The organism is Paenarthrobacter nitroguajacolicus, from assembly GCF_051027655.1.
Classification (GTDB): Bacteria; Actinomycetota; Actinomycetes; order Actinomycetales; family Micrococcaceae; genus Arthrobacter; species Arthrobacter nitroguajacolicus.
The window spans coordinates 1807514-1833103 of the sequence record NZ_CP073234.1; the positions used below are offsets into that span (position 1 = coordinate 1807514).

23 protein-coding genes and 1 tRNA gene are annotated in these 25590 nt (G+C 62.1%); 13 read left to right on the forward strand and 11 right to left on the reverse strand.

The window, feature by feature from the left end; all coding sequences use genetic code 11:
- The first annotated feature begins 3 nt into the window (after window positions 1-3).
- Window positions 4-80, forward strand: a tRNA-Pro gene (locus KCX59_RS08720).
- A 127-nt stretch (window positions 81-207) separates the two neighbouring features.
- On the opposite strand, the gene KCX59_RS08725 is transcribed toward KCX59_RS08720, so the two are convergent.
- Entirely contained in the window at window positions 208-651 is a 444-nt protein-coding gene (locus KCX59_RS08725; RefSeq protein ID WP_178995011.1) for a MarR family winged helix-turn-helix transcriptional regulator, read from the reverse strand.
- A 169-nt stretch (window positions 652-820) separates the two neighbouring features.
- Between KCX59_RS08725 and KCX59_RS08730 the strand changes: the two genes are divergently transcribed.
- Window positions 821-2041: an MFS transporter gene (locus tag KCX59_RS08730; protein ID WP_179017403.1), complete on the forward strand. Its 1221-nt coding sequence runs from the start codon at window positions 821-823 to the stop codon at window positions 2039-2041.
- A gap of 72 nt (window positions 2042-2113) precedes the next feature.
- On the opposite strand, the gene KCX59_RS08735 is transcribed toward KCX59_RS08730, so the two are convergent.
- The gene (locus KCX59_RS08735) at window positions 2114-2695 is read right to left on the reverse strand and encodes a hypothetical protein (protein WP_179017402.1); all 582 of its coding nucleotides are present in this window, start codon (window positions 2693-2695) and stop codon (window positions 2114-2116) included.
- A 116-nt stretch (window positions 2696-2811) separates the two neighbouring features.
- On the opposite strand from KCX59_RS08735, the gene gcvH reads away from it, so the two are divergent.
- The 5 genes from gcvH (at window position 2812) to KCX59_RS08760 (ending at window position 5882) form a co-directional block, all read left to right on the forward strand.
- Window positions 2812-3198: a glycine cleavage system protein GcvH gene (gene gcvH / locus KCX59_RS08740; protein WP_017200815.1), complete on the forward strand. Its 387-nt coding sequence runs from the start codon at window positions 2812-2814 to the stop codon at window positions 3196-3198.
- Window positions 3199-3336: 138 nt separating this feature from the next.
- Window positions 3337-3813: an FHA domain-containing protein gene (locus KCX59_RS08745; protein WP_011774388.1), complete on the forward strand. Its 477-nt coding sequence runs from the start codon at window positions 3337-3339 to the stop codon at window positions 3811-3813.
- 20 nt (window positions 3814-3833) lie between these two features.
- Window positions 3834-4550: a transcriptional regulator FtsR gene (ftsR, locus tag KCX59_RS08750; protein ID WP_178995005.1), complete on the forward strand. Its 717-nt coding sequence runs from the start codon at window positions 3834-3836 to the stop codon at window positions 4548-4550.
- Window positions 4550-5053 carry a bifunctional nuclease family protein gene (locus tag KCX59_RS08755; protein ID WP_017200817.1) on the forward strand — a complete coding sequence of 168 codons (504 nt, stop codon included), beginning with the start codon at window positions 4550-4552 and terminating at the stop codon, window positions 5051-5053. Before ftsR ends, KCX59_RS08755 begins: the two co-directional genes overlap by 1 nt.
- Before the next feature lie 235 nt (window positions 5054-5288).
- On the forward strand, window positions 5289-5882 hold the full coding sequence (locus KCX59_RS08760) for a MerR family transcriptional regulator (protein ID WP_017200818.1): 594 nt from the start codon (window positions 5289-5291) through the stop codon (window positions 5880-5882).
- A 91-nt stretch (window positions 5883-5973) separates the two neighbouring features.
- On the opposite strand, the gene KCX59_RS08765 is transcribed toward KCX59_RS08760, so the two are convergent.
- Window positions 5974-6783 (reverse strand): ParA family protein, encoded by an 810-nt coding sequence (locus KCX59_RS08765; protein ID WP_179017401.1) that lies wholly within the window; start codon window positions 6781-6783, stop codon window positions 5974-5976.
- 302 nt (window positions 6784-7085) lie between these two features.
- On the opposite strand from KCX59_RS08765, the gene KCX59_RS08770 reads away from it, so the two are divergent.
- On the forward strand, window positions 7086-10481 hold the full coding sequence (locus KCX59_RS08770) for a pyruvate carboxylase (protein WP_179017400.1): 3396 nt from the start codon (window positions 7086-7088) through the stop codon (window positions 10479-10481).
- A 79-nt stretch (window positions 10482-10560) separates the two neighbouring features.
- Here the strand turns inward: KCX59_RS08770 and KCX59_RS08775 are convergent, their stop codons facing one another.
- Window positions 10561-12372 (reverse strand): AMP-dependent synthetase/ligase, encoded by a 1812-nt coding sequence (locus tag KCX59_RS08775; RefSeq protein WP_091466605.1) that lies wholly within the window; start codon window positions 12370-12372, stop codon window positions 10561-10563.
- Between the two features lie 188 nt (window positions 12373-12560).
- On the opposite strand from KCX59_RS08775, the gene KCX59_RS08780 reads away from it, so the two are divergent.
- Window positions 12561-13619, forward strand: coding sequence for an ROK family protein (locus KCX59_RS08780; RefSeq protein ID WP_091466607.1), 1059 nt, complete (start codon window positions 12561-12563; stop codon window positions 13617-13619).
- 30 nt (window positions 13620-13649) lie between these two features.
- Here KCX59_RS08780 and KCX59_RS08785 read toward each other — a convergent pair whose 3' ends face one another.
- The 3 genes from KCX59_RS08785 to KCX59_RS08795 are packed head-to-tail and all read right to left on the reverse strand — an operon-like array spanning window position 13650 to window position 15791.
- Window positions 13650-14216 (reverse strand): hypothetical protein, encoded by a 567-nt coding sequence (locus tag KCX59_RS08785; RefSeq protein WP_179017399.1) that lies wholly within the window; start codon window positions 14214-14216, stop codon window positions 13650-13652.
- Window positions 14203-15006 carry an alpha/beta hydrolase gene (locus tag KCX59_RS08790; protein WP_178994996.1) on the reverse strand — a complete coding sequence of 268 codons (804 nt, stop codon included), beginning with the start codon at window positions 15004-15006 and terminating at the stop codon, window positions 14203-14205. The genes KCX59_RS08785 and KCX59_RS08790 overlap by 14 nt, the downstream gene beginning before the upstream one ends.
- On the reverse strand, window positions 15003-15791 hold the full coding sequence (locus KCX59_RS08795; protein ID WP_179017398.1) for an alpha/beta hydrolase: 789 nt from the start codon (window positions 15789-15791) through the stop codon (window positions 15003-15005). The genes KCX59_RS08790 and KCX59_RS08795 overlap by 4 nt, the downstream gene beginning before the upstream one ends.
- A gap of 110 nt (window positions 15792-15901) precedes the next feature.
- Here KCX59_RS08795 and KCX59_RS08800 point away from each other — a divergent pair, with 110 nt between their 5' ends.
- Both KCX59_RS08800 and KCX59_RS08805 read left to right on the forward strand, forming a co-directional pair.
- On the forward strand, window positions 15902-16693 hold the full coding sequence (locus KCX59_RS08800; protein WP_091466614.1) for a lysophospholipid acyltransferase family protein: 792 nt from the start codon (window positions 15902-15904) through the stop codon (window positions 16691-16693).
- 66 nt (window positions 16694-16759) lie between these two features.
- Window positions 16760-18163 carry a class II 3-deoxy-7-phosphoheptulonate synthase gene (locus tag KCX59_RS08805; RefSeq protein ID WP_178994993.1) on the forward strand — a complete coding sequence of 468 codons (1404 nt, stop codon included), beginning with the start codon at window positions 16760-16762 and terminating at the stop codon, window positions 18161-18163.
- Between the two features lie 71 nt (window positions 18164-18234).
- On the opposite strand, the gene pknB is transcribed toward KCX59_RS08805, so the two are convergent.
- Together pknB and KCX59_RS08815 are read right to left on the reverse strand one after the other, a co-directional pair.
- The gene (gene pknB / locus KCX59_RS08810) at window positions 18235-20319 is read right to left on the reverse strand and encodes a Stk1 family PASTA domain-containing Ser/Thr kinase (RefSeq protein WP_179017397.1); all 2085 of its coding nucleotides are present in this window, start codon (window positions 20317-20319) and stop codon (window positions 18235-18237) included.
- Between the two features lie 75 nt (window positions 20320-20394).
- Window positions 20395-21732, reverse strand: coding sequence for a LysM peptidoglycan-binding domain-containing protein (locus KCX59_RS08815; RefSeq protein ID WP_178994889.1), 1338 nt, complete (start codon window positions 21730-21732; stop codon window positions 20395-20397).
- 260 nt (window positions 21733-21992) lie between these two features.
- Between KCX59_RS08815 and KCX59_RS08820 the strand changes: the two genes are divergently transcribed.
- Window positions 21993-22346, forward strand: coding sequence for an Rv2175c family DNA-binding protein (locus KCX59_RS08820; protein ID WP_017200830.1), 354 nt, complete (start codon window positions 21993-21995; stop codon window positions 22344-22346).
- A gap of 97 nt (window positions 22347-22443) precedes the next feature.
- Here KCX59_RS08820 and KCX59_RS08825 read toward each other — a convergent pair whose 3' ends face one another.
- On the reverse strand, window positions 22444-23538 hold the full coding sequence (locus KCX59_RS08825) for a polyprenyl synthetase family protein (RefSeq protein WP_178994891.1): 1095 nt from the start codon (window positions 23536-23538) through the stop codon (window positions 22444-22446).
- Complete coding sequence (locus tag KCX59_RS08830) at window positions 23535-24110, reverse strand: hypothetical protein (RefSeq protein WP_178994893.1); 576 nt, start codon at window positions 24108-24110, stop codon at window positions 23535-23537. Before KCX59_RS08830 ends, KCX59_RS08825 begins: the two co-directional genes overlap by 4 nt.
- A gap of 72 nt (window positions 24111-24182) precedes the next feature.
- On the opposite strand from KCX59_RS08830, the gene dinB reads away from it, so the two are divergent.
- A complete protein-coding gene (dinB, locus tag KCX59_RS08835; RefSeq protein WP_179017396.1) occupies window positions 24183-25445 on the forward strand; it encodes a DNA polymerase IV in 1263 nt (420 codons plus the stop codon).
- The last annotated feature ends 145 nt before the right edge of the window (window positions 25446-25590 follow it).

Here is a 25590-nt window from a genome sequence, read left to right on the forward strand (position 1 = left end):
CAGCGGGCTGTAGCGCAGCTTGGTAGCGCACTTGACTGGGGGTCAAGGGGTCGCAGGTTCAAATCCTGTCAGCCCGACCATAAAGGCCGGAATCACGTGGAAACACGGTGATTCCGGCCTTTGGTCGTTAATGCTTCGTTTAGTCCCGGTCTTGCTTGTATCCCCCTGCGTTGAACGCCGGGGGATACAAACAAGACCGGGATCGGGCTAGACCTGCAACGCGCCGAGCGCCCTCACCAGCGGTTCCAGCTCCGGCATGGACTCGGCGGCCTCCAGGGCGGAGGCCAGGGTCTCGTCATGTACGGGCTTGGCCTCCTCCAGAAGCTTCTGGCCGTCCACTGTGAGTTCCGTGTAAATGCCTCGACGGTCATCGGCGCACAGGATGCGCGTAAGCAGGCCGCGGTCCTCGAGGCGGTTGACCAGGCGGGTGGTAGCGCTGCTGGACAGGGCAGTGGCGCGGGCCAGCTGCTGCATCCGCATGTGCCAGCCGTCCTGGCGACTGAGCGCATCCAGCACCGTGTACTCCACTACCGACAGGTCACTCGAGGCCTGGAGTGCCTTCTCCAGTTCGGCTTCGATGCTTCCGTGAAGGGCGGCCAGGGTTCGCCAGCCCTGCGCCCGTACTTCTACGGCGTCGTCCTTGATGCCCATGCCTGCTGTGCTCCTGCCTCGATGTAGTGATCGCGACGCATCAAAAAGTAGTTGTTTGCGCAACTATCTAGCGTGTGCAACTATATATAGAGCGTCTGCAACTATTATTCTACGGTTCCCGACGACGCACTTCCACTTCTGATCGGAACCGAACTTTAAGGAGCTCCACATGCCCGCAGGGTTGATTGCCCTTGCCCTCGGCGGATTCGGCATCGGACTGACCGAATTCGTGATCATGGGCCTCTTGCCCGAAGTTGCCGCCGACTTCCAGGTCAGTGAGGCTTCGGCCGGTTGGTTCATCTCCGGCTATGCCCTCAGCGTTGCCGTCGGCGCACTCCTGGTGACGGCCGCAGTCACCAGGCTCCCGCGAAAGCAGGTCCTTATTGGGTTGCTCGTCCTGTTCATCGCCGGCAACTTCCTTTCCGCGATAGCCGACAGCTACGCGGCCATGATGATCGGCCGCATCATCGCAGCGCTTTGCCATGGCGCGTTCTTCGGCATCGGTTCCGTAGTTGCCGCGAGCCTGGTGCCGGCACACAAGAAAGCCGGTGCCATCGCCATCATGTTCACCGGCCTCACTGCGGCCAACGTCCTGGGTGTTCCCTTTGGAACGCTGCTGGGCCAGAACTTCGGTTGGCGCTCTACTTTCTGGGCGATCACCGCCATCGGCGTCGTAGCGCTGATCGGCATTGCCCTGATGGTCCCTAAGGCCAGCACGGAACCAACCAAGGGCCTCCGCAGCGAGCTGGGCGCATTCAAGTCCGGTCAGGTATGGCTTTCGATCATGGTGACCATCCTTGGGTTCGGCGGCATGTTCGGCGCCTTCACCTATATCGCCTTCACTCTCACGGAGGTGTCCGGATTCGAGTCCGGCGCCGTGCCGTGGCTCCTGGTGCTCTTCGGTGTCGGCCTGTTTGTTGGGAACTTCCTGGGAGGCAAGGCTGCCGACAAAGCCCTGGACAAGTCCCTCATTGTCATCCTTGCCGGATTGGTGGCGGTGCTGGTCTTCTTCGCCCTCACCGCGTCCAACAGCATCGCCACCTTGGTGTCACTGGCGCTCATGGGCGGCTTCGGATTCGCCACCGTACCGGGCCTCCAGATGCGCGTGATGCACTTTGCCTCCACGGCACCAACGCTCGCATCCGGCGCGAACATCGGCGCGTTCAACCTCGGCAACGCACTCGGGGCCTGGCTCGGTGGCGTTACCATCACCGCCGGCCTCGGCTACACCTCGCCCATCTGGGCTGGAGCCGGAATTACCGTTGCCGCGCTGCTGGTCATGCTGGCGGCAGCGGCAGCGGCAGCGGCAGCAGCAAAGCGCAGGGGAGTGGCGGCGCCTGCTGTAACTCCCGACGTCGAACGCGAACCACGTGAGGCCCCCGTCGCTTGACGCTGGACTACAAAGCAAGGCCGCAACACGAAGAAGCCCGCCATGGATATCCCATGGCGGGCTTCCTGCGTCCTAGGCGCTGGGTGTGGTGTCCTGCGCTTGTGCTTCGGCATTTTTCGCAGCCCTGATGCGGTGGTTCTCTGCTTGCTTGAGCACTTTCATTTGCTTGCCCCTACGGCGCCACAGCGCCCAGAGAATTGTGACTGCAATGAAGACCACCACAGCGGCAACAGCGGAAATGGCTGTCCAGGTTGTGAAGAATCCTGCATCCACGCTCAAGGTCCGCTGGCCGGCGTGGGCTGACTCCGTGCTGCCGAAGACGATGCCGGCCGTAAGCAGGTTAGGCGTGGCGATGGCGACGGCCACCAGGACAATAGCAATTTTCCAGGGCCAGGACACCGCTTTACGGGTGGCCTGCCACGCTACGAGGAGCGGAATGAAAGTGAAAATGAAACCGTAGAACATTCCCACCAGCACGCTGGCTCCAAGGTCGCGCCGGATCTGTCCGGCGATGACGTCGGACCACCATCGGGGAAGGATGGCCCCGAGGATGAAGTAGGCGGCCACAGCGACAAGTACTGCCACCAGGATCAGGATTATTTTTACGCCCCAATTGCGCTTTTTCTGAGCTGGTACTTGTGCTTGTTCGGTCATGGGTCAATCATGGCAGAGACCCCATGAGGTGCAGGGGAAATGTGCCTATACTTTCAGCGGTGGCCATCAGCAAGGCCGCCGTCGAGGTTCGTAAATGTCCCGATGAAAGGCCACCAGTGAGCAATATTCCGGAAGAACTTTCCTACACCGCAGAACACGAATGGGTTACCGCTCCTGATGCCGATGGCGTAGTGCGCATTGGCATCACCGACTTCGCGCAGGACGCCTTGGGTGACGTTGTCTACGCCCAGATGCCTGAGCCGGGCACGAAAGTCACCGGCAATGAAGTTGTTGGCGAAGTGGAGTCCACGAAAAGTGTCAGTGATATCTACGCCCCGGTGACTGGCGAAGTCACCAATCGAAATGATGCCCTGGACACTGATCCGGCCCTCATTAACTCGGACCCGTACGGCGAGGGATGGTTAATTGAAGTAAAGCTTGCAGAAGCTGATGCAGTGGATTCCCTGCTCAGTGCATCGGAGTACGAACAACAGGTAGGCTAAAGTTATCTGGCCCGTCAGGCCGCATTCCCATAACCGGGAAAGCGGGACGGCGGGCCAGCAACCGATTTGCCCGGCGGTACCGGGAGGCGGAAGTGGCCGGCAGGGTTTGGAACTGCCGGCGGATGAGGAGGAAATTCCATGGTTGGCGGCGAACAGAATCAAGCCAATGTCGGGAACGGCGCGGAGGAACAGCCGACGTCGGAGACCACCTCGATCAGCATCACGCCAACGTGGGACGAGCCGAGCATTGCGCCCAAGTTGGCTCCTGAAGAGCGTGCATCCGTAGACGCACTTCCGCCGAACTCAGCATTGCTCATTGCGCACAGTGGTCCCAACGCAGGCGCTCGTTTCCTGCTGGACGCGGACACCACCACGGCGGGTCGGCACCCGGATGCCGACATCTTCCTGGATGACGTCACGGTTTCCCGCAAGCATGTCCAGTTCATTCGGACGGCGTCCGGCTTCGAGCTGGTGGACATGGGAAGCCTCAACGGTACGTACGTCAACCACGACCGCGTGGACCGCGTGCAGCTGAAGAGCGGCAACGAGGTACAGATCGGCAAGTTCCGGTTGACCTACTACCTGAGCCCTGTTCGCGCAGCAGGCCAAGTCTGACGGGGTATCTGCCTGTGGCTATGGCCCAGCAGGACCGTCGCGGACCGCAGGTCCTGAATATCGGGGAAGTCCTTGCCCAGCTGAGCGATGACTTTCCCGGTATGACAGCGTCCAAGATCCGTTTCCTGGAGGAAAAAGGCCTCATTAACCCGAAGAGGACTCCTGCGGGTTACCGGCAGTATTCGGACAGCGATGTTGAGCGGCTCCGTTTCGTCCTCGCCCTTCAGCGTGATCAGTACCTGCCACTGAAGGTCATCAAGGATTATCTCGATGCCATCGACCGCGGTGAGAGGCCGGAGAACCTCCCTCCGGGAGTCACCGTGTCGCCCAGGGTGGTCTCGGCGGAAATGGCAGCCGAAGTGCAAGGGCGGGCCCGCGCGCTCACCGAAGAGCAATTACGCGCCGAGTCGGGTGCCAGTGTTCCACTGCTTGAATCCCTCCTGAGCTTTGGACTAATCACCCACGTGGGCGGCAAGTTCGACGAACACGCACTCCAGGTGGCCCGGGCTTGTGTCCAATTGGAAGGACACGGCCTCGAGCCCCGCCACCTTCGTCCCTTCCAAGCTGCAGCTGAGCGGGAGTTCGGCCTGGTGGAACGCGCCGTAGCCCCGCTGACGTCGCGGCGGGACGCTGCTTCGCAAGCTCGTGCCGCCGAGGCTGCCCGTGAGATCAGCGATCTTTGCCTCACCCTGCACAGGGCCCTGGTGCATGACCGTATCTCCCGGATGGATAGCTGATGATAGAAGTCGAAATCGTCGGCGTCCGGATCGAACTGCCGTCCAATCAGCCGCTGGTACTCCTTCGGGAGATCAACGGTGAGAGGCATGTTCCGATCTGGATCGGCACTCCTGAAGCCAGCGCGATCGCGTTGGCACAGCAGGGCGTTGTCCCGCCCCGGCCTATGACGCACGATCTCCTGGTTGATGTTGTCGAATCCCTGGGCCATTCCATCATCAGCGTGAACATTGTGGCTGTTGAGGACAACATCTTCTACGGGCAGCTGCAGTTCGACGACGGTACGGTAGTAAGTTCGAGGGCTTCGGATGCATTGGCCCTGGCGCTGCGAGCCAAATGCCGCATCTGGTGCGCCGATGCGGTCATGGAAGAAGCCGGTGTCCGCATCACCGAGCATGATGAAGGCGAAGACTCGGAGCCGGATCCCGCAGTGGACGAAGAGCGCGAGATGCGTCGATTCCGCGAGTTCCTGGACGACGTGGAACCGGAAGATTTCGAAGGCTGACTCAGCCTAAGCCTAAAGTTGAGGGTGAAACTTTCGACACGACGGGATTTTGGAGCCAAGGTCTTTGACCTCGACGCCTCACGGGCCTAACGTCGAAGTTATCAAGTTCCCGTTGCATACACTGCCGGCGCAAGTCACACTGGAAGGTGCGGACTTGCGGGAATTACACTGCTGCATTTCGCCGTTGTATCAGAGTATGCACCGTCCCCAAGGGAACTGAGAACAAGGAGGTCACGTGAGTCCGAAAGGCGAAGCAGGCGAGCTGAAGCAGTCCTCTGCCGGTATTGCTGCGCCCGCATCCGGCGCCCAAGGTTTGCTCTTCACGGAGGACCTTCCCGTGCTGGACGAGGACGCGGGTTACCGCGGTCCTACCGCATGCAAAGCTGCAGGCATCACGTACCGCCAGCTCGACTACTGGGCACGTACAGGCTTGGTTGAGCCTGCTGTCCGTGGCGCTGCGGGCTCCGGTTCCCAGCGTCTCTACGGCTTCCGGGACATTCTTGTCCTGAAGGTAGTCAAGCGTCTCCTCGATACTGGCGTATCCCTCCAGCAGATCCGCAGTGCCGTGGAACACCTTCGCGAACGGGGCGTCGAGGACCTGGCGCAGATCACGCTGATGAGCGACGGTGCGAGTGTCTACGAATGTACTTCCGCTGATGAGGTTATCGACCTTGTGCAGGGCGGGCAGGGCGTCTTCGGCATCGCCGTTGGGCGCGTATGGCGGGAAGTTGAGGGAAGCTTGGCCGCGCTTCCGAGCGAGCATGCCGCTGAGCAGTCCTTTCCCGACGACGAATTGAGCAAGAGGCGCGTAGCGCGCCGCATCGGCTAAACACCGGACCACTGAACTCGAGCCCAAAAGAAGGCCTCGTCCCTAGGGGGACGAGGCCTTCTTCGTGTCTAACGTACTGAGGCGCAGGCGCTCAGCGCTGCCGGCGGTCCCGCGTCGAGGACTGTCCAGCAAGGAGGCTCTCAAGGAGGTCATCAAAGAGTTTGGCAGCGTTCTTGGCAGAGTCTCCGGGCCAGTGGTGGACCGAGTGTGCTGCACCCTGGATCTGCTGCCAATTGGCCTGCTCCGGAATATGGGGCGTCAGGAGCAGCTCGCCGAACATGGATTCCATTTCAGCCAGGCGGAAGGTGTGCTCCGCGGATCCGGTGCGCACCCGGTTGGCCACAATCCCTGCCGGGGCCAGGTTGGGCGCGAACTCCTGCCGGAACAACTGGATAGCACGCATGGTGCGTTCCGTGCCGGCCACCGAGAAGAGCCCGGGCTCTGCGACGAGGACTACGCGATCGCTTGCACTCCAAGCCATGCGCGTCAGGCCGTTGAGGGACGGGGGGCAGTCCACCAAGACAAGTTCGTAGTTAGTGGTGCCTGCCAGTACGGCTGAAAGCCTGCGAAGGTCGCGTCGGCCCAGATCCGGTCGATCATAGATTCCGGTGAAGGCCGATCCCACTGCGACGTCCAAGGTGCCGTTGCTGGACCCATTGGACACCCAGGAGCTGCCGGCCACATTGCCGGCGAGGTTGGCTTTTCGGGGGCTTTTCAGCATTCGGCCGATGTCGAGTTGCCCGCCCGGCTGGACGCCAAGTGCCGTGGTGGCGTCGGCGTGTGGATCTAGGTCCACCACCAATGTGGGAATACCGGCTGCGAGGGCCGCGGACGCCAGACCGGTGGTCACGGACGTCTTTCCCACTCCACCCTTGAGGCTGCTGATGCTGACTACTTGCACTTGAAAACCCAAAACCTAACGCCGGTTGCCGTATCGCGCTGATTCGCTCCGGAAGCACCGGAGCCGGGGCTTGCCGAAGCCCCCTGAACATCATATGGTGCATCGCGGTCGATTCCCGCTTTCTACGCGCCAGACCGCTGGGGATAAGCGGCAGCAATAGCATGCGGCCGGATCGCGCGCACGCATATACAGCCCAGATGACGATTCCTTTGTGATGGTTGCCACAAAGATTTGTGTTTGATGCTGGCGGCACTACACACTGTGACCACCGACCGATCCACCCGCAATGATGCAGGAGAAGTATGTTTTCGAAAATTCTGGTGGCCAATCGCGGCGAAATCGCGATCAGGGCGTTTCGCGCTGGTTATGAACTGGGCGCCAAGACCGTAGCCGTCTTTCCGCATGAGGACCGTAACTCGATCCACCGGCAGAAGGCCGACGAAGCTTACCTGATCGGCGAGGTGGGCCATCCCGTCCGCGCCTACCTGGACGTAGAGGAGGTTGTCCGCGTCGCCAAAGAAGCCGGCGCTGACGCAATTTACCCCGGCTATGGCTTCCTCTCCGAGAACCCGGACCTCGCCCGCGCTGCCAAGGCAGCAGGCATTACCTTCGTGGGCCCGCCCGCGGAGGTCCTGGAGCTCGCTGGCAACAAGGTTGCTGCTCTGGAAGCCGCCCGCAAGGCCGGTGTCCCGGTCCTGAAGTCGAGCAAGCCCTCCAAGGACCTTGACGAGCTCATCGCTGCCGCCGACGAGATCGGCTTCCCGATCTTCGCCAAGGCCGTCGCCGGTGGTGGCGGCCGTGGCATGCGGCGTGTGGAGACGCGCGAAGCCCTTCCCGAAGCTTTGCAGTCCGCCATGCGCGAAGCCGATGCAGCTTTCGGCGACCCCACCATGTTCCTTGAGCAGGCAGTTCTGCGTCCCCGCCACATCGAAGTGCAGATCCTGGCCGACGCCGAAGGCAACGTCATGCACCTCTTCGAGCGTGACTGTTCTCTTCAGCGTCGACACCAGAAAGTGGTGGAGATTGCGCCCGCGCCGAACCTGGACGAGAACATTCGCCAAGCCCTTTACCGCGACGCCGTGGCGTTCGCGAAGGCCTTGAACTATGTCAATGCCGGAACCGTGGAGTTCCTGGTGGACACAGAAGGTGAGCGGGCGGGCCAGCACGTCTTTATTGAGATGAACCCCCGCATCCAGGTGGAGCACACCGTCACCGAGGAAATCACCGACGTGGACCTCGTGCAGGCTCAGATGCGGATCGCCTCGGGGGAAACCCTTGCGGACCTTGGGCTGAGCCAGGATTCGGTGTCCATCAAAGGTGCTGCGCTGCAGTGCCGCATCACCACCGAAGACCCCTCCAACGGTTTCCGTCCTGACGTTGGAAAGATCACCGGCTACCGTTCTGCCGGTGGCGCCGGTGTCAGGCTCGACGGCGGCACTGTTTACTCCGGTGCCGAGATCAGCCCGCACTTCGACTCAATGCTGGTGAAGCTGACGTGCCGTGGCCGTGACTACCCTGCGGCTGTAGCCCGCGCGCGTCGTGGTTTGGCTGAGTTCCGTATCCGTGGCGTGTCCACCAACATTCCATTCCTGCAGGCTGTTCTCGCGGATCCGGACTTCAACGCCGGAAACGTGGCCACGGACTTCATCGACAAGCGCCCTGAGCTGCTGAAGTCGCACATCTCCGCAGACCGTGGAACCAAGTTGCTCACCTGGTTGGCTGAGGTCACCGTAAACAAGCCCAACGGCGAGCTCGCTGTCCATTCGGACCCTGCCAGCAAGCTGCCGACGATCGATGGACCGGTTCCTACGTCGGGTTCGCGCCAGAAGTTGATCGAACTTGGGCCGGAGGGCTTTGCCAAGGCCCTCCGTGAGCAGCAGGCGCTTGCTGTTACGGACACCACGTTCCGCGACGCCCACCAGTCCCTGCTGGCAACACGGGTGCGCACCCGCGACCTCGTGGCCGCTGGTCCGGCAGTGACGGCACTCATGCCCGAGCTGCTTTCCGTGGAGGCCTGGGGCGGCGCAACTTACGACGTCGCACTCCGCTTCCTGGGTGAGGACCCGTGGGACCGTCTGGCTGCATTGCGCAAGGCATTGCCGAACACCTGCATCCAGATGCTGCTCCGCGGACGCAACACCGTGGGCTACACCCCGTACCCGGAAGAAGTGACGGAGGCCTTCGTTAACGAGGCTGCCGCTACGGGCATTGACATCTTCCGTATCTTTGACGCCCTCAACGACGTCAACCAGATGGCCCCCGCTATTCGGGCCGTGCGTGCAACGGGGACGGCCGTCGCTGAGGTGGCTCTTTGCTACACAGGCAACCTCCTGGACCCGAACGAGGACCTCTATACCCTCGACTACTACCTGGACCTCGCCCAGAAGATCGTCGACGCCGGTGCACACATCCTCGCCATCAAGGACATGGCAGGCCTCCTGCGTCCGGCCGCTGCGGCGAAACTGGTATCTGCCCTGCGTGAGCGCTTCGACCTGCCCGTCCACCTGCACACACACGACACTGCGGGTGGCCAGCTTGCGACTTTGCTGGCTGCTGTTGACGCTGGCGTGGATGCCGTTGACGTGGCATCTGCATCCCTGGCCGGCACCACAAGTCAGCCCGCCGCGTCGGCACTGGTCGCTGCATTGGCCAACACACCCCGCGATACCGGGCTCAGCCTGGCCAACGTCGGTTCCCTTGAGCCCTACTGGGAAGCCGTTCGTCGTGTCTATGCCCCCTTCGAATCCGGTCTTCCGGGCCCCACCGGCCGCGTCTACCAGCACGAAATCCCCGGCGGCCAGCTGTCAAACCTTCGCCAGCAGGCCATCGCTTTGGGCCTGGGGGAGCAGTTCGAGGCCATCGAGGACATGTACACGGCGGCTGACCGGATCCTGGGCCGTTTGGTGAAGGTCACCCCATCCTCCAAGGTGGTAGGCGACCTTGCGTTGCACCTTGTGGGACTCAACGCCGATCCCGCGGACTTCAACGAGAACCCGCAGAACTACGACATCCCGGACTCCGTCATCGGCTTCCTCTCCGGGGAGCTCGGTGATCCTCCCGGAGGCTGGCCGGAGCCGTTCCGCACCAAGGCCCTTCAAGGCCGCAGCGTCAAGGTGCGCGACGTCGACATCAGCGCCGAGGACAGCGCCGCGCTGAAGGGTGATTCCAAGACGCGGCAGCACACGCTGAACCGTTTGCTCTTCGCGGGACCCACCAAGGACTACCTGAAGAGTGTTGACACTTACGGCAACATCTCCGTGCTGGACACCCGTGACTACCTGTACGGTCTCCAGCAGGGCGCAGAGCACGTTATCGAGCTCGAGAAGGGCGTACGCCTCATTGCCCAGCTTGAGGCCGTCTCAGAAGCCGACGAGAAGGGCATGCGCACTGTGATGTGCACGCTCAACGGCCAGTCCAGGCCCGTTGTTGTTCGTGACCGATCCGTGGTCAGCAATGTCAAGGCCGCGGAAAAGGCAGATCCGGCACAGCCAGGCCAGGTTGCCGCACCGTTTGCCGGCGCAGTCACCGTAACGGTCAAGGTGGGCGATGTCGTCAACGCCGGCGACACCGTTGCCACCATTGAGGCGATGAAGATGGAAGCATCCATCACGACGCCGGTGGCCGGCACGGTCTCCCGCCTCGCCATTTCCTCGGTTGAGCAGGTCCAGGGCGGCGACTTGCTGCTGGTGATCGGCTAGCCATCCACGCAAAAAAGTACCCCGTCCGGAAGAATCCGGACGGGGTACTTTTTTGCTGCTCCTGGCTGAAAAGCCCTGGCTAGGACGCGCGGGGTGCTGTGTACATTTCCTCAATGACGGTGTCGAAGTCCTTCATGACCTGGGCCCGCTTGACCTTGAGGGATGGCGTCAGGTGACCCGAGGCTTCGGTAAAGTCCGCCGGAACGATCCTGAAGGACTTGATGGCCTCAGCCTGGGACACCGACTGGTTGGCTTTGCTGATGAGTTCCTGGACTGCTGCCTTGACCACCGGGTGGTCGGTGGCCTCGGCGACTGTGGTGCCGGCGGGGAGCCCGTGGCGGTCCAGCCAGCCCGGGAGCGCTTCTTCGTCCAGGGTGACCAGGGCGCCGATGAACGGACGGTTGTCGCCCACCACAAGAACCTGGGAAACCAACGCATCCGCGCGGATCTGGTCCTCGAGCAGGGCCGGAACCACGTTCTTTCCTCCGGCAGTAACGATGATTTCCTTCTTGCGGCCAGTGATCTTGAGGAAGCCGTTGTTGTCCAGTTCGCCGATGTCTCCGGTGCGGAACCAGCCGTCAGCAAACGTTTCGTCAGTCAGGTCTTCACGCTTGTAGTAGCCGCGCATGACGCAGACACCCTTGGCGAGGATTTCCCCGTCGTCGGCGATCTTGACCGAGTTGCCCGGCAAGGGGGCACCTACCGTGCCGATCTTGATCATGGACGGTGTGTTCACGGAGATCGGCGCCGTGGTCTCGGTCAGGCCGTAGCCCTCCAGGATCTGCAGGCCGATGCCCTGGAAGAAGTGCCCGAGTCGTTCACCCAACGGACCGCCTCCCGAGACTGCGTGGGCAACATGGCCGCCCATCGCCGCACGGAGTTTGCCGTAGACGAGTTTGTCGAACAAGGCGTGCTTGAGCTTCAAGCCAAGTCCCAGCGAACCGGACTCGCGTGCTTTGGAATAGGCGATCGCAGTATCCACTGCGCGGTGGAAGATGGCTCCCTTGCCGCCGTCCTCTGCCTTGGTCAGCGCCGAGTTGTAGACCTTCTCGAAGACCCGCGGAACAGCCAGGATGAACGTCGGCTGGAAGCTCTGGAGGTCAGCCAAGAGGTTCTTGATGTCCGGGGTGTGCGCCACCTTCACCCCGCCGGCCACTGCGAGCACGGAGATGAAACGCGCGAAGACGTGGGCCAAGGGGAGGAACATGATGGTCTTGGCAGACTCGTTGATGATTTCCGGCAATGAAGCGCGGGCATTCTCGGAGAGCTCCACGAAGTTGCCGTGGGTCAGTTCGCAGCCCTTGGGCCTGCCGGTGGTACCGGAGGTGTAGATAATCGTAGCGAGATCCTTGAGCCCGGCTGAGGAACGGCGGGACTCGAGTTCGTCGTCGGGGACGCCTGCACCTGCAGTGCGCAGCGCATCGAGTCCGGCGCCCTCAAGCTGCCAGACATTTGCCACCGACGTGATGTCTTCTGCGGCAACAGCCTGGCGGATGACGTCCTCATGGTGCGCGGCTTCGCCAAAGGCTGCAACAGCGCCTGAGTCGCCCAGGTTCCATGCCACTTGTGAAGGCGACGACGTTTCGTAGATCGGGACAGAGACGGCTCCGGCAAACCAGATGGCGAAGTCCACGAGGGACCATTCGTACCGCGTGCGGGACATGATGCCTACACGATCGCCTACGCCGACTCCACTGGCGATGAGGCCCTTTGCCAAGGCCCTCACGTCTTGTAGGAAGTCCTTGGCACGGATGTCCTGCCACTGCCCATTGCCGTCCAACTTGGAAAACAGCGCAGGGTTGGATGCTTTTTCTGCCTCTCGGATCACGAGGTCCGTGATGTTGGTTTCCGGGGCGATGTTCACGAGGGGAGGAACACTGATTTCACGCACGGTAGCTCCTTTGATATCCACGGGCCACGAGGGGCTGCTTCCACTCTAGTATGCCCGCTCGCGGAGGTGTGTTCTATTTCACCTACTGGCGAGTAACTTTACGGATGAGCCGTCATTTCAAGCAACTCGATGCCATCCATGCCCCCACGATGCCGGTGCTGCCCCGCCCTGCGGAATAGGATGAGGGGATGCCCGCACTACGGTCCAGTTCCCTGGTCAGACCCAAGCCACCGGCCTCGGCATGGAGGGACGTGCCCTGGGCTGCCCGACGAAGCCATTTGGGCCGCCGCGGACTGGCGATCGGGATCGACATCGGAGGTACCAAGGTAGCCGCCGGCGTTGTGGACGCCGAGGGCAGGGTCCTCGCCGAGGCACGCAGGTCCACGCCAGGCGCGGACCCCCGAGCCGTCGAGCAAACCATTGTGGAGTTGGTGGACGAACTCAGCGCAGGACACCGGATCGCTTCGGTGGGTATCGGTGCCGCAGGATGGATGGACCTCGACGGCGGCACGGTGCTGTTCAGCCCCCATCTGGCGTGGCGTAACGAGCCCCTGAGGGAGAGCCTCCAGAAGTTGCTGAGGCGTCCCGTACTGCTCACAAATGACGCAGATGCTGCGGCGTGGGCGGAGTGGCGCTTTGGCTCAGGCCAGGGCGAAAGCCGCCTGGTCTGCATCACGCTGGGCACAGGCATTGGTGGTGCCATGGTCATGGATGGCCGGGTGGAACGGGGACGCTACGGCGTGGCCGGGGAATTCGGGCACCAGATCATTTTCCCCGGGGGCCACCGCTGCGAATGCGGTAACCGCGGCTGCTGGGAGCAGTATGCCTCCGGTAACGCGCTGGGCCGCGAAGCCCGGCAGTTGGTGCGGACCAATTCCCCCGCAGGCCGTGCGCTCTTGGAGAAGGCAGGCGGGACCGCAGAGAACCTGTCGGGCGCAGCCGTGACCTCGCTGGCACTTGCGGGCGATGCCACGTCCCGCGAACTCCTCGCCGACCAAGGCGAATGGTTGGGCCTGGGGTTGGCCAACCTTGCAGCAGCACTTGACCCCGGGATGTTCGTTATAGGCGGAGGATTGTGTGACGCGGGGGAGTTGCTCGCCGCACCCGCCCGGGAGTCATTCGCGAAGAACCTCACAGGGCGGGGTTTCCGTCCTATGGCAAGAATCGAGCTCGCGGCCCTCGGGCCGCGTGCCGGCATGATCGGCGCAGCAGACTTGTCGCGTGTCAGCGGACGGGCGCGCAGCTAGGCTTGCCATGCTGGGAACGGCTGTGTGCCCCTAGAGGCGGGCGCCGTCGTCGTCCTCGTTTTTTTCCTGCGGAAGCCGCATGATGAGGTAGATCACTGACGCCACGAAAATGGCGACAATGCCCAGAACTGCCGTCAACGGCGCGGACCGCCAAAACATGGCTGTGAAAAGCAGGGCGATGGGGCCGCCCACGGCACCCACCCACGCCAGCATGACCAGCGGCTCAGTTCCCGCCAGGCTGGGCGGCTCCTCAGGAACGAAGGTGTGGTCCTCGTCCTCGACTTCGAAGTCACGAGGCCCGATCGGCCGGATTCCGGCATCGGCATCGGCACGTACTGCCGCCGGATCAGGTAACGGTTCCGGGGCAGGTGCGGACAACCCGAGCGGATCGAAGTCCCTGAAAGTCCTGCCGGACTCTTGCTGAAGCCCGGCTTCAGGGCCCGGGGCCTGGTTGATGTCCTGCGGCTTTCCGTGCTTTGGCGATTCCCCTTCCGGGCCTGACTGCGTGGCCTCCAGCCGGGCCACCAGATCCTGCCACACGGCGTCGTCGTCCTTGTTGGCGCTTTGATCAGCAGAATTGGGATCAGGCCTGTTCATGGGCTGTGTCCTTTTCGGGGGAAAGCCCGTGCCCGGCCAGGGCCGCTACGGTCTTCTGGATAAAGTCGACAGTTCCGGAAAAAATCTCCGGAGCGTCATTATCAAGGGTGGCAACATGGCGGCTGTTGTGGAGGTAAATGACATCCACCGGTGCCTGAACCCGGGAACGGAGGAACTCCAGGCTCGCGTTCGAGATGACGTTGTCCACCGTTGACTTGTAGACCCTGACGGGTGAGCTGATGCGCGGCAGGATGGTGGCCGTGTCCTTGTACATCTTCTTGAGTTGGTGAGCGGCCGCAACTGGCGTCCGGGCGTAGGCACCTTCGTCCTGGTCCGGCTTGAGAATGTCATTGGCGATGGCCGGAGTTGTCTTCACCACATACTTGAGGGCAGCGACAATGACAGCCCGAGGATCGTCCAGGACCAGTCCAGGGTTCACCACCACTGTCCCTGCAATGGGACGCGTGGCTGCTATCCGCAAGGCCAGGGTGCCGCCCATCGACAAACCGGCAGAGAAAACGTAATCGCATTCCGAAGCCAGCTCAAGGTACGCATCATCCACGGCACGGTGCCACTCCCGCCACGAGCGGGTGGCCATGTCCTGCCACGTGGTGCCGTGGCCGGGCAGCAACGGCAGCCTTACGGCGTAGCCGGACGCAGCGAGGTGTTCGGCCCACGGCCTGACGCTGTGCGGGCTTCCAGTGAACCCGTGGGACATGACCACGCCCACGCGGGGGCCGGCACCCTTCCAGCTACTGTGGAACGGCGAAAAGTCGGGGAGCATTTTCATGATGACTCCGAGGCTACTCTGTCCCCGGCACGCTGGCGGAAAAAGCCGGCTGATTCTTCAAAAATGGTGGGTGCATCAACATCCAGGGTGGCCACATGCCCGCTGTGCGGGAGCGTGACCACTTTGAGGCGCGAGGAGTCGATGTACTTGCTGATGGTGGCCACTGAGCTCGGCGGGACGACGTCGTCAACCGAGGATTTGAACACCAGCGCGGGAGCCTCCACATGCGGTAGGCCACGGGTAGCTGCGCGGAAGAGCTTCTTGAGTTCGTGGACGGCCTTCAGCGGCGTCTTGGAGTAGTCGCCTTCCTCGACCGTGATGGGCGCCGGCCTGTCCTCCACTATGGGGGTGGTAGTGGGCATGACGTACTTCAACGCTCCGACGTACCTCACCCGTCGGTCGTAGAAGCTCAGCCCCGGGTTCACCAAGACCAGCCCGGAAACATCATGGCGCGAGGCCACCCGCAGAGCCAAGGCTCCGCCCATGGAGAGCCCTGCCACGAAACACGTCTCCGTCGTCGCTGCAAGGTCCAGGTAACTCTGCTCGAAAGTCCGGTACCAGTCCTGCCACCTCGTGGTGGCCAGGTCACGCCAACTGGTGCCATGACCGGGAAGGAGGGGCACGGACACTGCGAAGCCCTGCTTGGCTAAGTATTCGGCCCAGGGGAGGACGCTGAGGGGACTTCCGGTGAAGCCGTGGCAGATGGCCACGCCGATGGAGGCGTTGGCTCCATGTCCGGCATGGTGGAAAGCGAGCGGCGCGGCGGGTTTGTTGCGTTCCGTCATGCGTCCATCGTGTCACTGTTCCTGACATTTCTCACTGGAGTAGGGTTGCTGTTGAGTGCCGGCCGGGTTGCCCGGGTGCATGCCAACCAATCGGCCGTGAGAGGACAAACGTGTTCTATTGGGTCATGAAGAGGATCTTTCTCGGTCCCATCCTCAAACTCCTGTTCCGTCCTTGGGTGAAGGGACTGGACAACGTTCCTGAAAGCGGAGCTGCCATCCTGGCCTCCAACCACTTGTCCTTCTCGGACTCCATCTTCCTGCCCCTGATGGTTCGTCGTCCGGTGATCTTCCTGGCCAAGTCCGAGTACTTCACAGGAAAAGGGCTCAAAGGCCGGCTGACTGCGTTGTTCTTCAGGCTGAGCAACCAACTGCCGATGGACCGTTCCGGCGGCGCGGCGTCGGAAATGTCACTGCAGGCAGGCAAAGACGTCCTGAACTCCGGAGGCCTGCTGGGGATATATCCGGAGGGCACCCGTAGCCCGGATGCCCGGCTCTACCGTGGCAAAGTCGGCGTGGCCAAGCTCGCACTGCAAACACGTGTTCCCGTGGTGCCTGTGGCAATGATCGGGACGGAGAAGGTCCAGCCCATCGGCAAACGCCTGCCCAACATCCGCCGGATCGGCCTCATTTTCGGGCAGCCCCTGGACTTCAGCCGCTACTACGGCATGGAAGACGACCGACTGATCCAGAGGGCTGTGACCGACGAAATCATGTACGAATTGATGCGGCTTTCCGGTCAGGAGTATGTGGACGAGTACGCAGCAGTGGTCAAGGCCCAGTTGGCCGGCAAAGGCCCCGAACCTGTCCATAAGATCGAGGTTGCCGAAGACGCCACGTCAGACATCGCAGAGGACAGGGATGAACCCCGTGGTGACGGAAGCGGATCAGCGGAGAAACTGTGACGTAGGCGGTGGCATCGGTTACGGCTGCAGTCCCGCAACCTTGCCGTGGGCTACTACTCTTGAAGGGTGACTGAGCTAACCGCGAACACCGCACCTTCCGCAGCAGATCCTCTCGCAAGCACCGCCCAGAGCGGAGCAGCGAACTATCCCGGGCTCGACGCTTGGCGGGACCTGCCGATTTCCCAGCAGCCCACCTGGTCCAACACCGAAGTCTTTAAGGCTTCCGTCAAGGAACTCTCGGTGGTGCCGCCCTTGGTGTTCGCCGGTGAAGTGGACGTCCTGAGGGAGCGCCTGGCTGCTGCTGCCCAGGGCAAAGCCTTCCTCCTGCAGGGTGGTGACTGCGCTGAAACCTTTGAGGCAGCTACCGCCGACAAGATCAGCGCCCGGGTCAAAACGATCCTCCAGATGGCTGTGGTCCTTACATACGGCGCTGCCATGCCCGTCATCAAGATGGGGCGCATGGCCGGCCAGTTCGCGAAGCCGCGCTCATCCAATGACGAGACGCGCGACGGCGTCACGCTTCCCGCGTACCGCGGTGACATTGTCAACGGTTACGATTTCACACCGGAATCACGCGCACACGACGCCGGCCGGATGCTTCAGGCGTACCACACGTCCGCATCCACGCTGAACCTCATCCGCGCCTTCACCCAAGGCGGTTTCGCGGATCTCCGCCTGGTTCACCAGTGGAACAAGGGGTTCACCGAGAACCCGGCACACGCGCGCTACGAATCGCTGGCGCGCGACATCGACCGTGCCATCAGCTTCATGGACTCCTGTGGCGCCGACTTTGAGGCACTCAAGCGCGTGGAGTTCTTTGCCAGCCACGAAGCACTGCTGCTCGACTACGAGCGCGCACTCACACGCATCGATTCGCGCACCGGCCTGCCCTACGACACGTCCGCGCACTTCCTGTGGATCGGTGAGCGGACCCGCGAGCTGGACCACGCCCACGTTGACTTCCTGTCCCGCGTGCGGAACCCCATCGGCGTCAAGCTTGGCCCAACCACCAGCGGCGACGATGCCTTGCGTCTCATCGACAAACTGGATCCCAACCGCGAACCCGGCCGCCTCACATTCATCACCCGCATGGGCGCCGGCAACATTCGGGAGAAGCTGCCGGCCGTCGTCGAACGCGTCACTGCTTCCGGCGCGCAGGTGCTGTGGGTGACCGACCCGATGCACGGCAACACGGTCACGTCGCCCAACGGCTACAAGACGCGCAACTTCGATGATGTTATTGACGAAGTGCGTGGATTCTTCGAGGTGCATCACGCCCTGGGCACGGTCCCGGGTGGACTCCACGTTGAAATGACCGGCGATGACGTCGCCGAGTGCTTGGGTGGCGCCGACCCGATCGACCAGGACGCATTCCTGGACCGTTATGAGTCGGTGTGCGATCCCCGCCTGAACCACATGCAGTCCCTTGAGATGGCCTTCCTTGTGGCAGGCGCCCTCTCCAAGAGGTAGAGATGCAAAATGGCGCGGTCCGGATTCCCGGACCGCGCCTTTTTTGTGCTTGGAATTGCAGGGCTCGAACCCTAGACGACAGTCAGGGTGACCACAGAGTCTTCCGGTATCTCGGCATTGACGGGGTTCTGGTCCCGGACGGTGCCGAAGAAGCCACCCAGGATCTTGTTGACCTCTACCTTGAAACCGAGCCTTTTCAGTTCCTTTTCGGCTTCATCGGCCTGCTTGCCGATGAAGCTGGGCACCTTCACCAACTTTGGTCCCTTGGATACTGTGAGCGTCACCGCTTCGCCCCGGACAAGGGTTCCAGTCGCCGGTATCTGGGAAACAACGGCGCCCTTGGGGACCGTCTTGTCATTCACCGTCTCCGGAGCGATAACTGCTTTGAGCCCGGCATCCTGCAGGGCTTTGACGGCTGCGTCCTGAGTCAGTCCGCGCACATCGGGAACGGGAATGGGTTGCGGCCCCTTGGAGACCACCAGCGACACGGGGGTGCCATGCCTCACCTCGGCGCCTTCGGCCGGGTCCTGCGAAATCACGACGCCGGCGGGAATCTTCTCGTCAAAGGCCTGCGTGACGTTGCCGAGGGCCATTTCGGCGGAATTCAAGGAAACCTTGGCCTCGTCCAACGTGCCACCGGTCAGACCGGGCAGGGCGAACAGCTGGGCCCCCTTGGAGACGAAGAGCGTGATGGGTTGGAACTTCCGGACCTCGGTGCCGGACTTCGGTTCCGTCCCAACGGCCAGCCCTGCAAGGATGTCGTCGTCGAAAACATCCTTCGGTTCTGATTGAAAGCCGGCAGTTCTGAGGAGCTGCTGTGCCTCGGCCACGGTTTTGTTCTTAACGTCCGGGACGGTTCCCGGGGATCCCGGTCCCATCCCGAAGAACCAACCGGCCGACGCCGCAAGCGTTGCAAGGATGACGATTACGATGGTCCAGATAACGCCGCGGCGGCGGGGGTTGCCCTCGCGTAGCGGGCGAACTGGAGTCGCAGCGGCTCGTGCGCGATCCTTGTTCTCTTGCCGTTCGAGTCTCTTCAGCTCCCGTTTGCCGGGCCGGCGCACGTCCGGATCGTTGCCCGGATCAACAGCTGAAGCCTGCGGCCTGCCTGAAACGCCCGCAGCCATGATGGTGGTGGGGTTGCTCTGGTGCGAGATCAACTCCGTGGGCGAGGCAGTGGCGGCAATGGCTTCTGTGGGGTTCCCGTTGGTAACACCTGCTGCACCGGACCCGCCGAAGGCAGCGGCGGCCGCCGCGGGCGCGGGGGAGGCGGGCAATCGGGACGACGCTTGCCTGTGGTCCAGTTCTTCGTCTGTGAGCGTAGTGCGGATGTGGCGGAGCTCGGTCAGCAACGCAGCGCCGTCCACCGGCCTGTTCTCCGCATCTGCCGCCGTGCACCACTGCACCAGTTCATCGAGGTCCTCGGCGAGGCCGGGAGCGGACTCCGAAGGACGTCCCACCACAGCATTGACGTGCTGGTAGGCAACCTGGATAGGGGAGTCTCCCGAGTAAGGTTGATTGCCCGTCAACATCTCATAGAGCATGATGCCTGCCGAGTAGATGTCGCTGCGGGCATCGGCTGGCTGGCCGAGCACCAGCTCGGGAGCCAAGTAAGCCACAGTGCCTATCAGGGCACCGGTACTGGTGTTGGCCGAGATCGCCCTGGCCAGTCCAAAATCTCCAACCTTGATGCGTCCGTCGTCTGCAATGAGGACGTTTTCAGGCTTGACGTCCCGGTGGATCAGGCCTGAGCGGTGGGCGGCAGCCAGGCCCTCAATGACAGGATCGATCAGCGCCAAGGCAAGGCGCGGCGGCAAGGCGCCCTGTTCGTTAAGGGTGTCACGAAGGGTGTGCCCCTTGACGTACTCCATGACCAGGTAGGCGATATGGCCGTCCTCACCTTGGTCGAGCACCCCTACGATGTGCGGGTGCGAGAGGCTGGCGGCCGCCTTTGCTTCGCGGCTTAGCCGCTCAAGGAATGTGGGATCGTTGGCCAGATGCGGGTGCAGGACTTTGAGGGCCACGTCCCGCTCCAAGCGCTGGTCCGTGGCCAGGTAAACAGTGGACATACCGCCCCTCGCCAGGCGGGAACGGACCGTGTATCGGCCGTCTACGGTTGTCCCGATGAGGTGGTCCTGCGTTGGTTCTTGCACCATATGATCCTAAACGAGGCAGGGAAGGGGCCCGAATCCACGTGGGTTTCGGGCCCCTTCAAAGGTGCAGTTGATGGCCTAGCCAAAAGTGCGCTGTCGGGCCTTGATCGATTCGACGTAACGCTTGGTGTCGTCATACATGCCGTACTTACTGACCGAGTACTGACCTTGGTAGTAGCCGGCAATCGCCGTGTCCAAGTCCTTGCTGGTAGCAATAAGGGTCCGGATGATAGCGACACCTGCCGTGGCATTATCGTACGGGTCCAGGAGATTGAGCTTGCGGCCCACGAGGTCGGACGCCCATTGGCCGGAAGAAGGAATAACCTGCATCGTGCCGATCGCATTGGCGGGCGAGACTGCCCGCTGGTCAAAGCCTGATTCCTGTTCGGCGAAGGCCAAAGCCAGTGAAGGGCTGACGCCCATGCGCCGGGCCGTGTCAGCTACGATGCTCTTCATTTCAGCCCGGCTGGGCACCGGTGAGGCGTTGAGCAAGGCCTTGTTCTCGTTAGCCGAGCTGACAACTGCCGGCGGGTAGGTGAAGCCCAGGAACGTACTGGGGACCAAGGGCTTGGTGTCACCGGCAGGCTGCAAGCCTGCGGCGGGGATGGTGAGCTTCTGGCCCGGATAGATGACGGTGGTGGCTGTCACATTGTTGTTGGCAGCCATCAAAGCGGCCAGGGAAACCCCGTGGCGGGAAGCGATGGAACTGAGGGTGTCGCCCGCCTTGATGGTGTAGGAACCTGTGCCGGCCAGTGGGGCGGGCGCAGGTGCCGGGGCTGCGGGCGCTGATGGGGCGGATCCGCCACTGACCTTGATTTTCTGACCGGGATAAATGATGGAGCTTCCGTTGAGCCCGTTCCAGCTGAAGATGCTGGAGAGCGGAACGCCATGTTTGGCTGCGATGGCGCCCAAGGTGTCTCCGGCGACCACGGTATAGACGGTTGCGCTGCCCTGGGTGCTGGGCGCACTGGGGGCGGTCGGGGCAGGCTGCGCGGGCGCTGCTGTGGCTGTGCCCTTGAGCTTAATGGTCTGTCCCGGGTAGATCAGCGTGGTGGCAGAGAGCTTGTTCAGCTGAAGAACGGCCGTCGTGTCCACATTGAAGCGGCGTGCGATGGCGCTAATCGTATCGCCGCGCACGATCGTGTAAGAGTCCGGTACTGACGGAGCCATCGGGCGCAGGGCTGCAGGGATGGTGCTGGCAACGGCCTGCGCGGGAATAACAGAGCCCACGGTGACTGCTTGCGCTTTCATGGCCGCAGCGAGCGTAGCCGGAATCTTTCGAGGCTGAGGCGCCGGTGTTGCCATGGACGGTTGTGCCAGGGCCAGCGAGGACAAAACCACGGCGGGAAGCGCAGCCGTGGTTGCCGCGATGACCGGCATGCTCATGGTTCGTTTCGGCGAGCGGGGCGTCGTCATGAAATGTGTCCTCATCTCAAACAGCGGTGGGGGGATTGTTGGCGCTGTTGTCAGTGTTACCAATGTTGCTGATGTTATCAATGATGCAAATGTGATCAGTGTGAATCTCTCACACTTAGTCGATGAGCACAACAATTCCTGTCAAACCGGACAAATAACCACAATTCCGAGGGTCGAAATTGCGACTGCAAAGCGCTCTGGAGGTATCGGCGTCGGACTCCGGCTATGCGCCGGGAGGGGCGGCGTGGCAACCTTGATCCGTGAGTAATGTAGAAAGCCTTGTTTCCGACTGGCTGCCGCTGCCGGATGTTGCCGAACTGTTGGAAGTGTCCATCACCAAAGTCCACGGACTTCTGGATGAGCGTGCGCTTGTCGCCATCCGGCGGGGAGAACGGAATATCCGCTCAATCCCTGCCCTCTTTATCCAGGACGGGCATGTTGTAGACAGCCTTAAGGGAACCATTGCGGTTCTCAGCGACGCTGGGTACAACGACGAAGAACTGATCATCTGGCTGTTCACTCCGGACGAATCTTTGCGGGGGCGCCCCATTGACGCCCTGCGCGAGGGGCGTAAGACAGAGATCAGGCGCCGCGCCCAGTCACTGGCCTGGTAACAGCGCCTCCTGAGCGGGCCGGACATAACGCGGACGACGGCGGTGATTCACCGCCGTCGTCGCTGCATGTCGTGTTTGTGCTGGCGCTGCCTGCGGGTCAGGCTGCCCGACTGACAGCGGCTTCGGCCAGTTGGCGTAACGCCACCAGTGGCACGTCCTCGAGGGGCAGGCGTTCCAGGGCTTCGAAGGCCCTATCGCTTAGCTCTGCGATCAGCGACTCCGTGGCCTCCAAGGCGCCGCACTCAATCATGACGCGCCGTATTTCAGCTACCTCGTCCTCGCCAAGGTCAGGCTTGCCGAGCATGCGGTCAAGGAGGTCTGCTTCGCTCGGCGGTGCCTGGTTGATGGCAAAACCAACCAGCACGGTGCGTTTGCCTTCCCGGAGGTCATCCCCGGCGGGCTTGCCGGTCGTTTCGGGATCGCCAAAGACGCCCAGGACGTCGTCCCGCATTTGGAAAGCCTCACCCAGTGGTAGGGAAAACTCCGAGTAGCCGTTGAGCAAGCCGGACGGAGCCCCGGCCAGCGCGCCGCCCAACGCCAGCGGATGTTCGGTGGAGTATTTGGCGGACTTATACCGAATGATGGATTTTGCCCGCTCTACGGAACCGGCTCTGTCGCGGACGGGGCCGGCCACTTCTTCCAGGATGTCGAGGTACTGACCTGCCATCACTTCTGCCCGCATCATGTTGAAGATTCGGCGTGCAGGACTTCCCGCTGCTGCCCGGGGGCCGATCTCCGTAAAGGACTCCTCGCTGAAGGAAAGGCAAAGGTCGCCGGTCAGGATCGCCGCCGCGTCGCCGAAACGCCCGCTGTCCAGCGCCCAGCCATTCATTTCATGGAGCTGGCTGAACCGCTTGTGCACGCTTGGTCCGCCGCGGCGGGTGTCGGATCGATCGATGATGTCGTCGTGGATCAGGGCTGCCGCTTGGAAAAGCTCCAGGGCGCACCCGGCCGTGACTATGCCCGGATCGTCGGCGGCGCCGCCTGCGCCCCTCCAGCCCCAGTAACACATCAAGGCACGGAGACGTTTTCCGCCGGTGACCAGATTCGAAATCGATCCAATAAGCGGTTCCACATCGGGAGAAACCGAGGCCATAAGGTCCCGCTGCTCAGACATGAACCCGCTCAGTTTGCCGGCAACACCGCTAATGAACTTTGCCTGCTCCGAGGTGACGTGGGAAGTTACCGTCACTTGACGGACCCGGCCGCCACGTTGGCACCGATAGTGAACGTTGAGACGCCTTCTTTTTGCCTGACCGAAACGTTCACCGTCTCGCCGTCACCACGGATGAAGTCCAGGGAGGTGACATTGCCGACAGCGGACGGGCCGGGGACAAGTTTAAAGCCCTGCGCCTCCATGGAGGTCTTGTAGTAGTCCACAACGCCCTCCGGCGGAGCCTTGATTGTTCCAACGAGGGCCACTGTGGCTACTGCAGCGCTCTTGTCCACGCTGCTTGAACGAACAGAAGTCTTGGGCATGACCGGGATGAGTTGCTCAGGGAAACCAGGAACAAGCGCGTTCACCGTTGCCGTGGTGTCGGGAGCAGCTGCGGGGGTTTCCGTAAAGGAGGTGGTTTCAGGCGACGCCGTTGACCCGGAAGCAGATGATGACGGAGTCGGCGTCGCCGACGATGGCGAGGAAGCGCTTGTCGCGGACGGCGCTGCCGAACCGCCGGGTGATGGGGTGCATGCTGAGGCCGCCAAAGCGACACTGACTGCGAGCAGGGCAAACCCTCGCGATTGAGGAGTTCCAAAGAGCTTCACAGGGTATCCTTCCTGGGGCTGAGCCGGACTGTGCCTCCAGTTTAGTCAGTGGCCGGGCATAGTATTGCCGTTGTGAGGCAGGAAGCATTCGGTGGCGCTCAAAGTGCCGGCAGCAAGCCCGCCCGCAGCGCCGGAGATGCACTGCGGGAAATGCGGCGAACCAGCATACTTCACGTGGATATGGACGCTTTCTTCGTCTCCGTGGAATTGCGCAGCCGCCCCGATCTTCGGGGAAAGCCGGTCATTGTTGGATTTCCTGCAGAACGGTCCGTGGTGCTTTCTGCTTCTTACGAGGCCCGGGCCACAGGTGTGAAGTCTGCCATGCCAATGTCCATTGCCATGAGGCGGTGTCCATCCGCGGTGATCATCAACCCCCGGCACACGGAGTACTACGAGGTTTCCGCCCAACTCATGGAGATTTTCGCCTCCATTACCGACCTGGTGGAGCCGCTTAGCGTAGACGAAGCCTTCCTGGACGTGGGAGGCGCGATTCGGCGTCTTGGGTCCCCGATGGACATCGGCCATCTCATCCGCCGCAGGGTTCATGCAGAACTTGGCATCACGGCATCCGTAGGTATTGCCAGCACCAAGTTCGTGGCCAAGATCGCCTCCACGCGGTGCAAGCCCGACGGTATCCTCCAGATTGACGCGGAGGACTCCATCCCTTATCTCCATAGTCTTCCTGTCGGCGCCTTGTGGGGTGTAGGTGGGAAGACTGCCGAAGTGCTCTCCCGCATGGGCATTCGCACGGTAGCGGATGTCGCCGCAACGCCCTTGCCATCGCTCAAAAAGGTGTTGGGAGCCAGCGGCGAACATGTTCATCGCCTGTCCATGGGTATCGACCCGCGACCCGTAACTCCGGCCAGGCTTGGAAAAAGCATCGGCGCGGAGGAGACGTTCTCCGTGGACACGGCCGACGATGCTCTACTGCACAGGGAATTGCTGCGTCTTTCGCACCGCACCGCCATCCGGCTCAGGAGCTCAGGCATGCTGGCAAGGACTGTGGCATTGAAGCTGCGGTACTCGGACTTCTCCACGGTCACACGCAGCCGCACCGTGCACACCCCCGTGGACAGCGCGCAACTGATCTATCAAGTGGCCGTGCAGCTCCTTGAATCCTTGGGGACGCGATCCATGAGCGTTCGACTCGTTGGAGTGCGGGCTGAGCAATTGGAACCGGCAGGCCAGACATCCCTGCAGTTGAGCCTTGATCGGCGGGACGATAACTGGCGGGCGGCCGAACAGGCGCTTGACCGCGTCTCCGAGCGTTTTGGGTCCAAAACGCTTCTTCCGGCACGGCTCCTGGAACCCGGAAAGCCGCCTGCGGACTCCTGAGGCCAGCACGGGTACCCGGCAGGACTCCTCGCGTCTTTCAGAACGGCGTCGGACAAACTATCCTATTTATTACAGAGATTTAGATCGTCTGGACAAACTGTTTCCTGAACAGTCGGCCCCGGGATGCCCGCTGAACCAAGAGGGA

Coding starts and splice junctions, on each gene's coding strand:
- KCX59_RS08785 (WP_179017399.1), bottom strand. CDS start 14,216: ATGAACAGGCCTGATCCCAATTCTGCTGATCAAAGCGCCAACAAGGAC.
- KCX59_RS08730 (WP_179017403.1), top strand. CDS start 821: ATGCCCGCAGGGTTGATTGCCCTTGCCCTCGGCGGATTCGGCATCGGA.
- KCX59_RS08780 (WP_091466607.1), top strand. CDS start 12,561: ATGCCCGCACTACGGTCCAGTTCCCTGGTCAGACCCAAGCCACCGGCC.
- KCX59_RS08790 (WP_178994996.1), bottom strand. CDS start 15,006: ATGAAAATGCTCCCCGACTTTTCGCCGTTCCACAGTAGCTGGAAGGGT.
- pknB (WP_179017397.1), bottom strand. CDS start 20,319: ATGGTGCAAGAACCAACGCAGGACCACCTCATCGGGACAACCGTAGAC.
- KCX59_RS08770 (WP_179017400.1), top strand. CDS start 7,086: ATGTTTTCGAAAATTCTGGTGGCCAATCGCGGCGAAATCGCGATCAGG.
- KCX59_RS08725 (WP_178995011.1), bottom strand. CDS start 651: ATGGGCATCAAGGACGACGCCGTAGAAGTACGGGCGCAGGGCTGGCGA.
- KCX59_RS08815 (WP_178994889.1), bottom strand. CDS start 21,732: ATGACGACGCCCCGCTCGCCGAAACGAACCATGAGCATGCCGGTCATC.
- KCX59_RS08735 (WP_179017402.1), bottom strand. CDS start 2,695: ATGACCGAACAAGCACAAGTACCAGCTCAGAAAAAGCGCAATTGGGGC.
- ftsR (WP_178995005.1), top strand. CDS start 3,834: ATGGCCCAGCAGGACCGTCGCGGACCGCAGGTCCTGAATATCGGGGAA.
- KCX59_RS08795 (WP_179017398.1), bottom strand. CDS start 15,791: ATGACGGAACGCAACAAACCCGCCGCGCCGCTCGCTTTCCACCATGCC.
- KCX59_RS08755 (WP_017200817.1), top strand. CDS start 4,550: ATGATAGAAGTCGAAATCGTCGGCGTCCGGATCGAACTGCCGTCCAAT.
- KCX59_RS08745 (WP_011774388.1), top strand. CDS start 3,337: ATGGTTGGCGGCGAACAGAATCAAGCCAATGTCGGGAACGGCGCGGAG.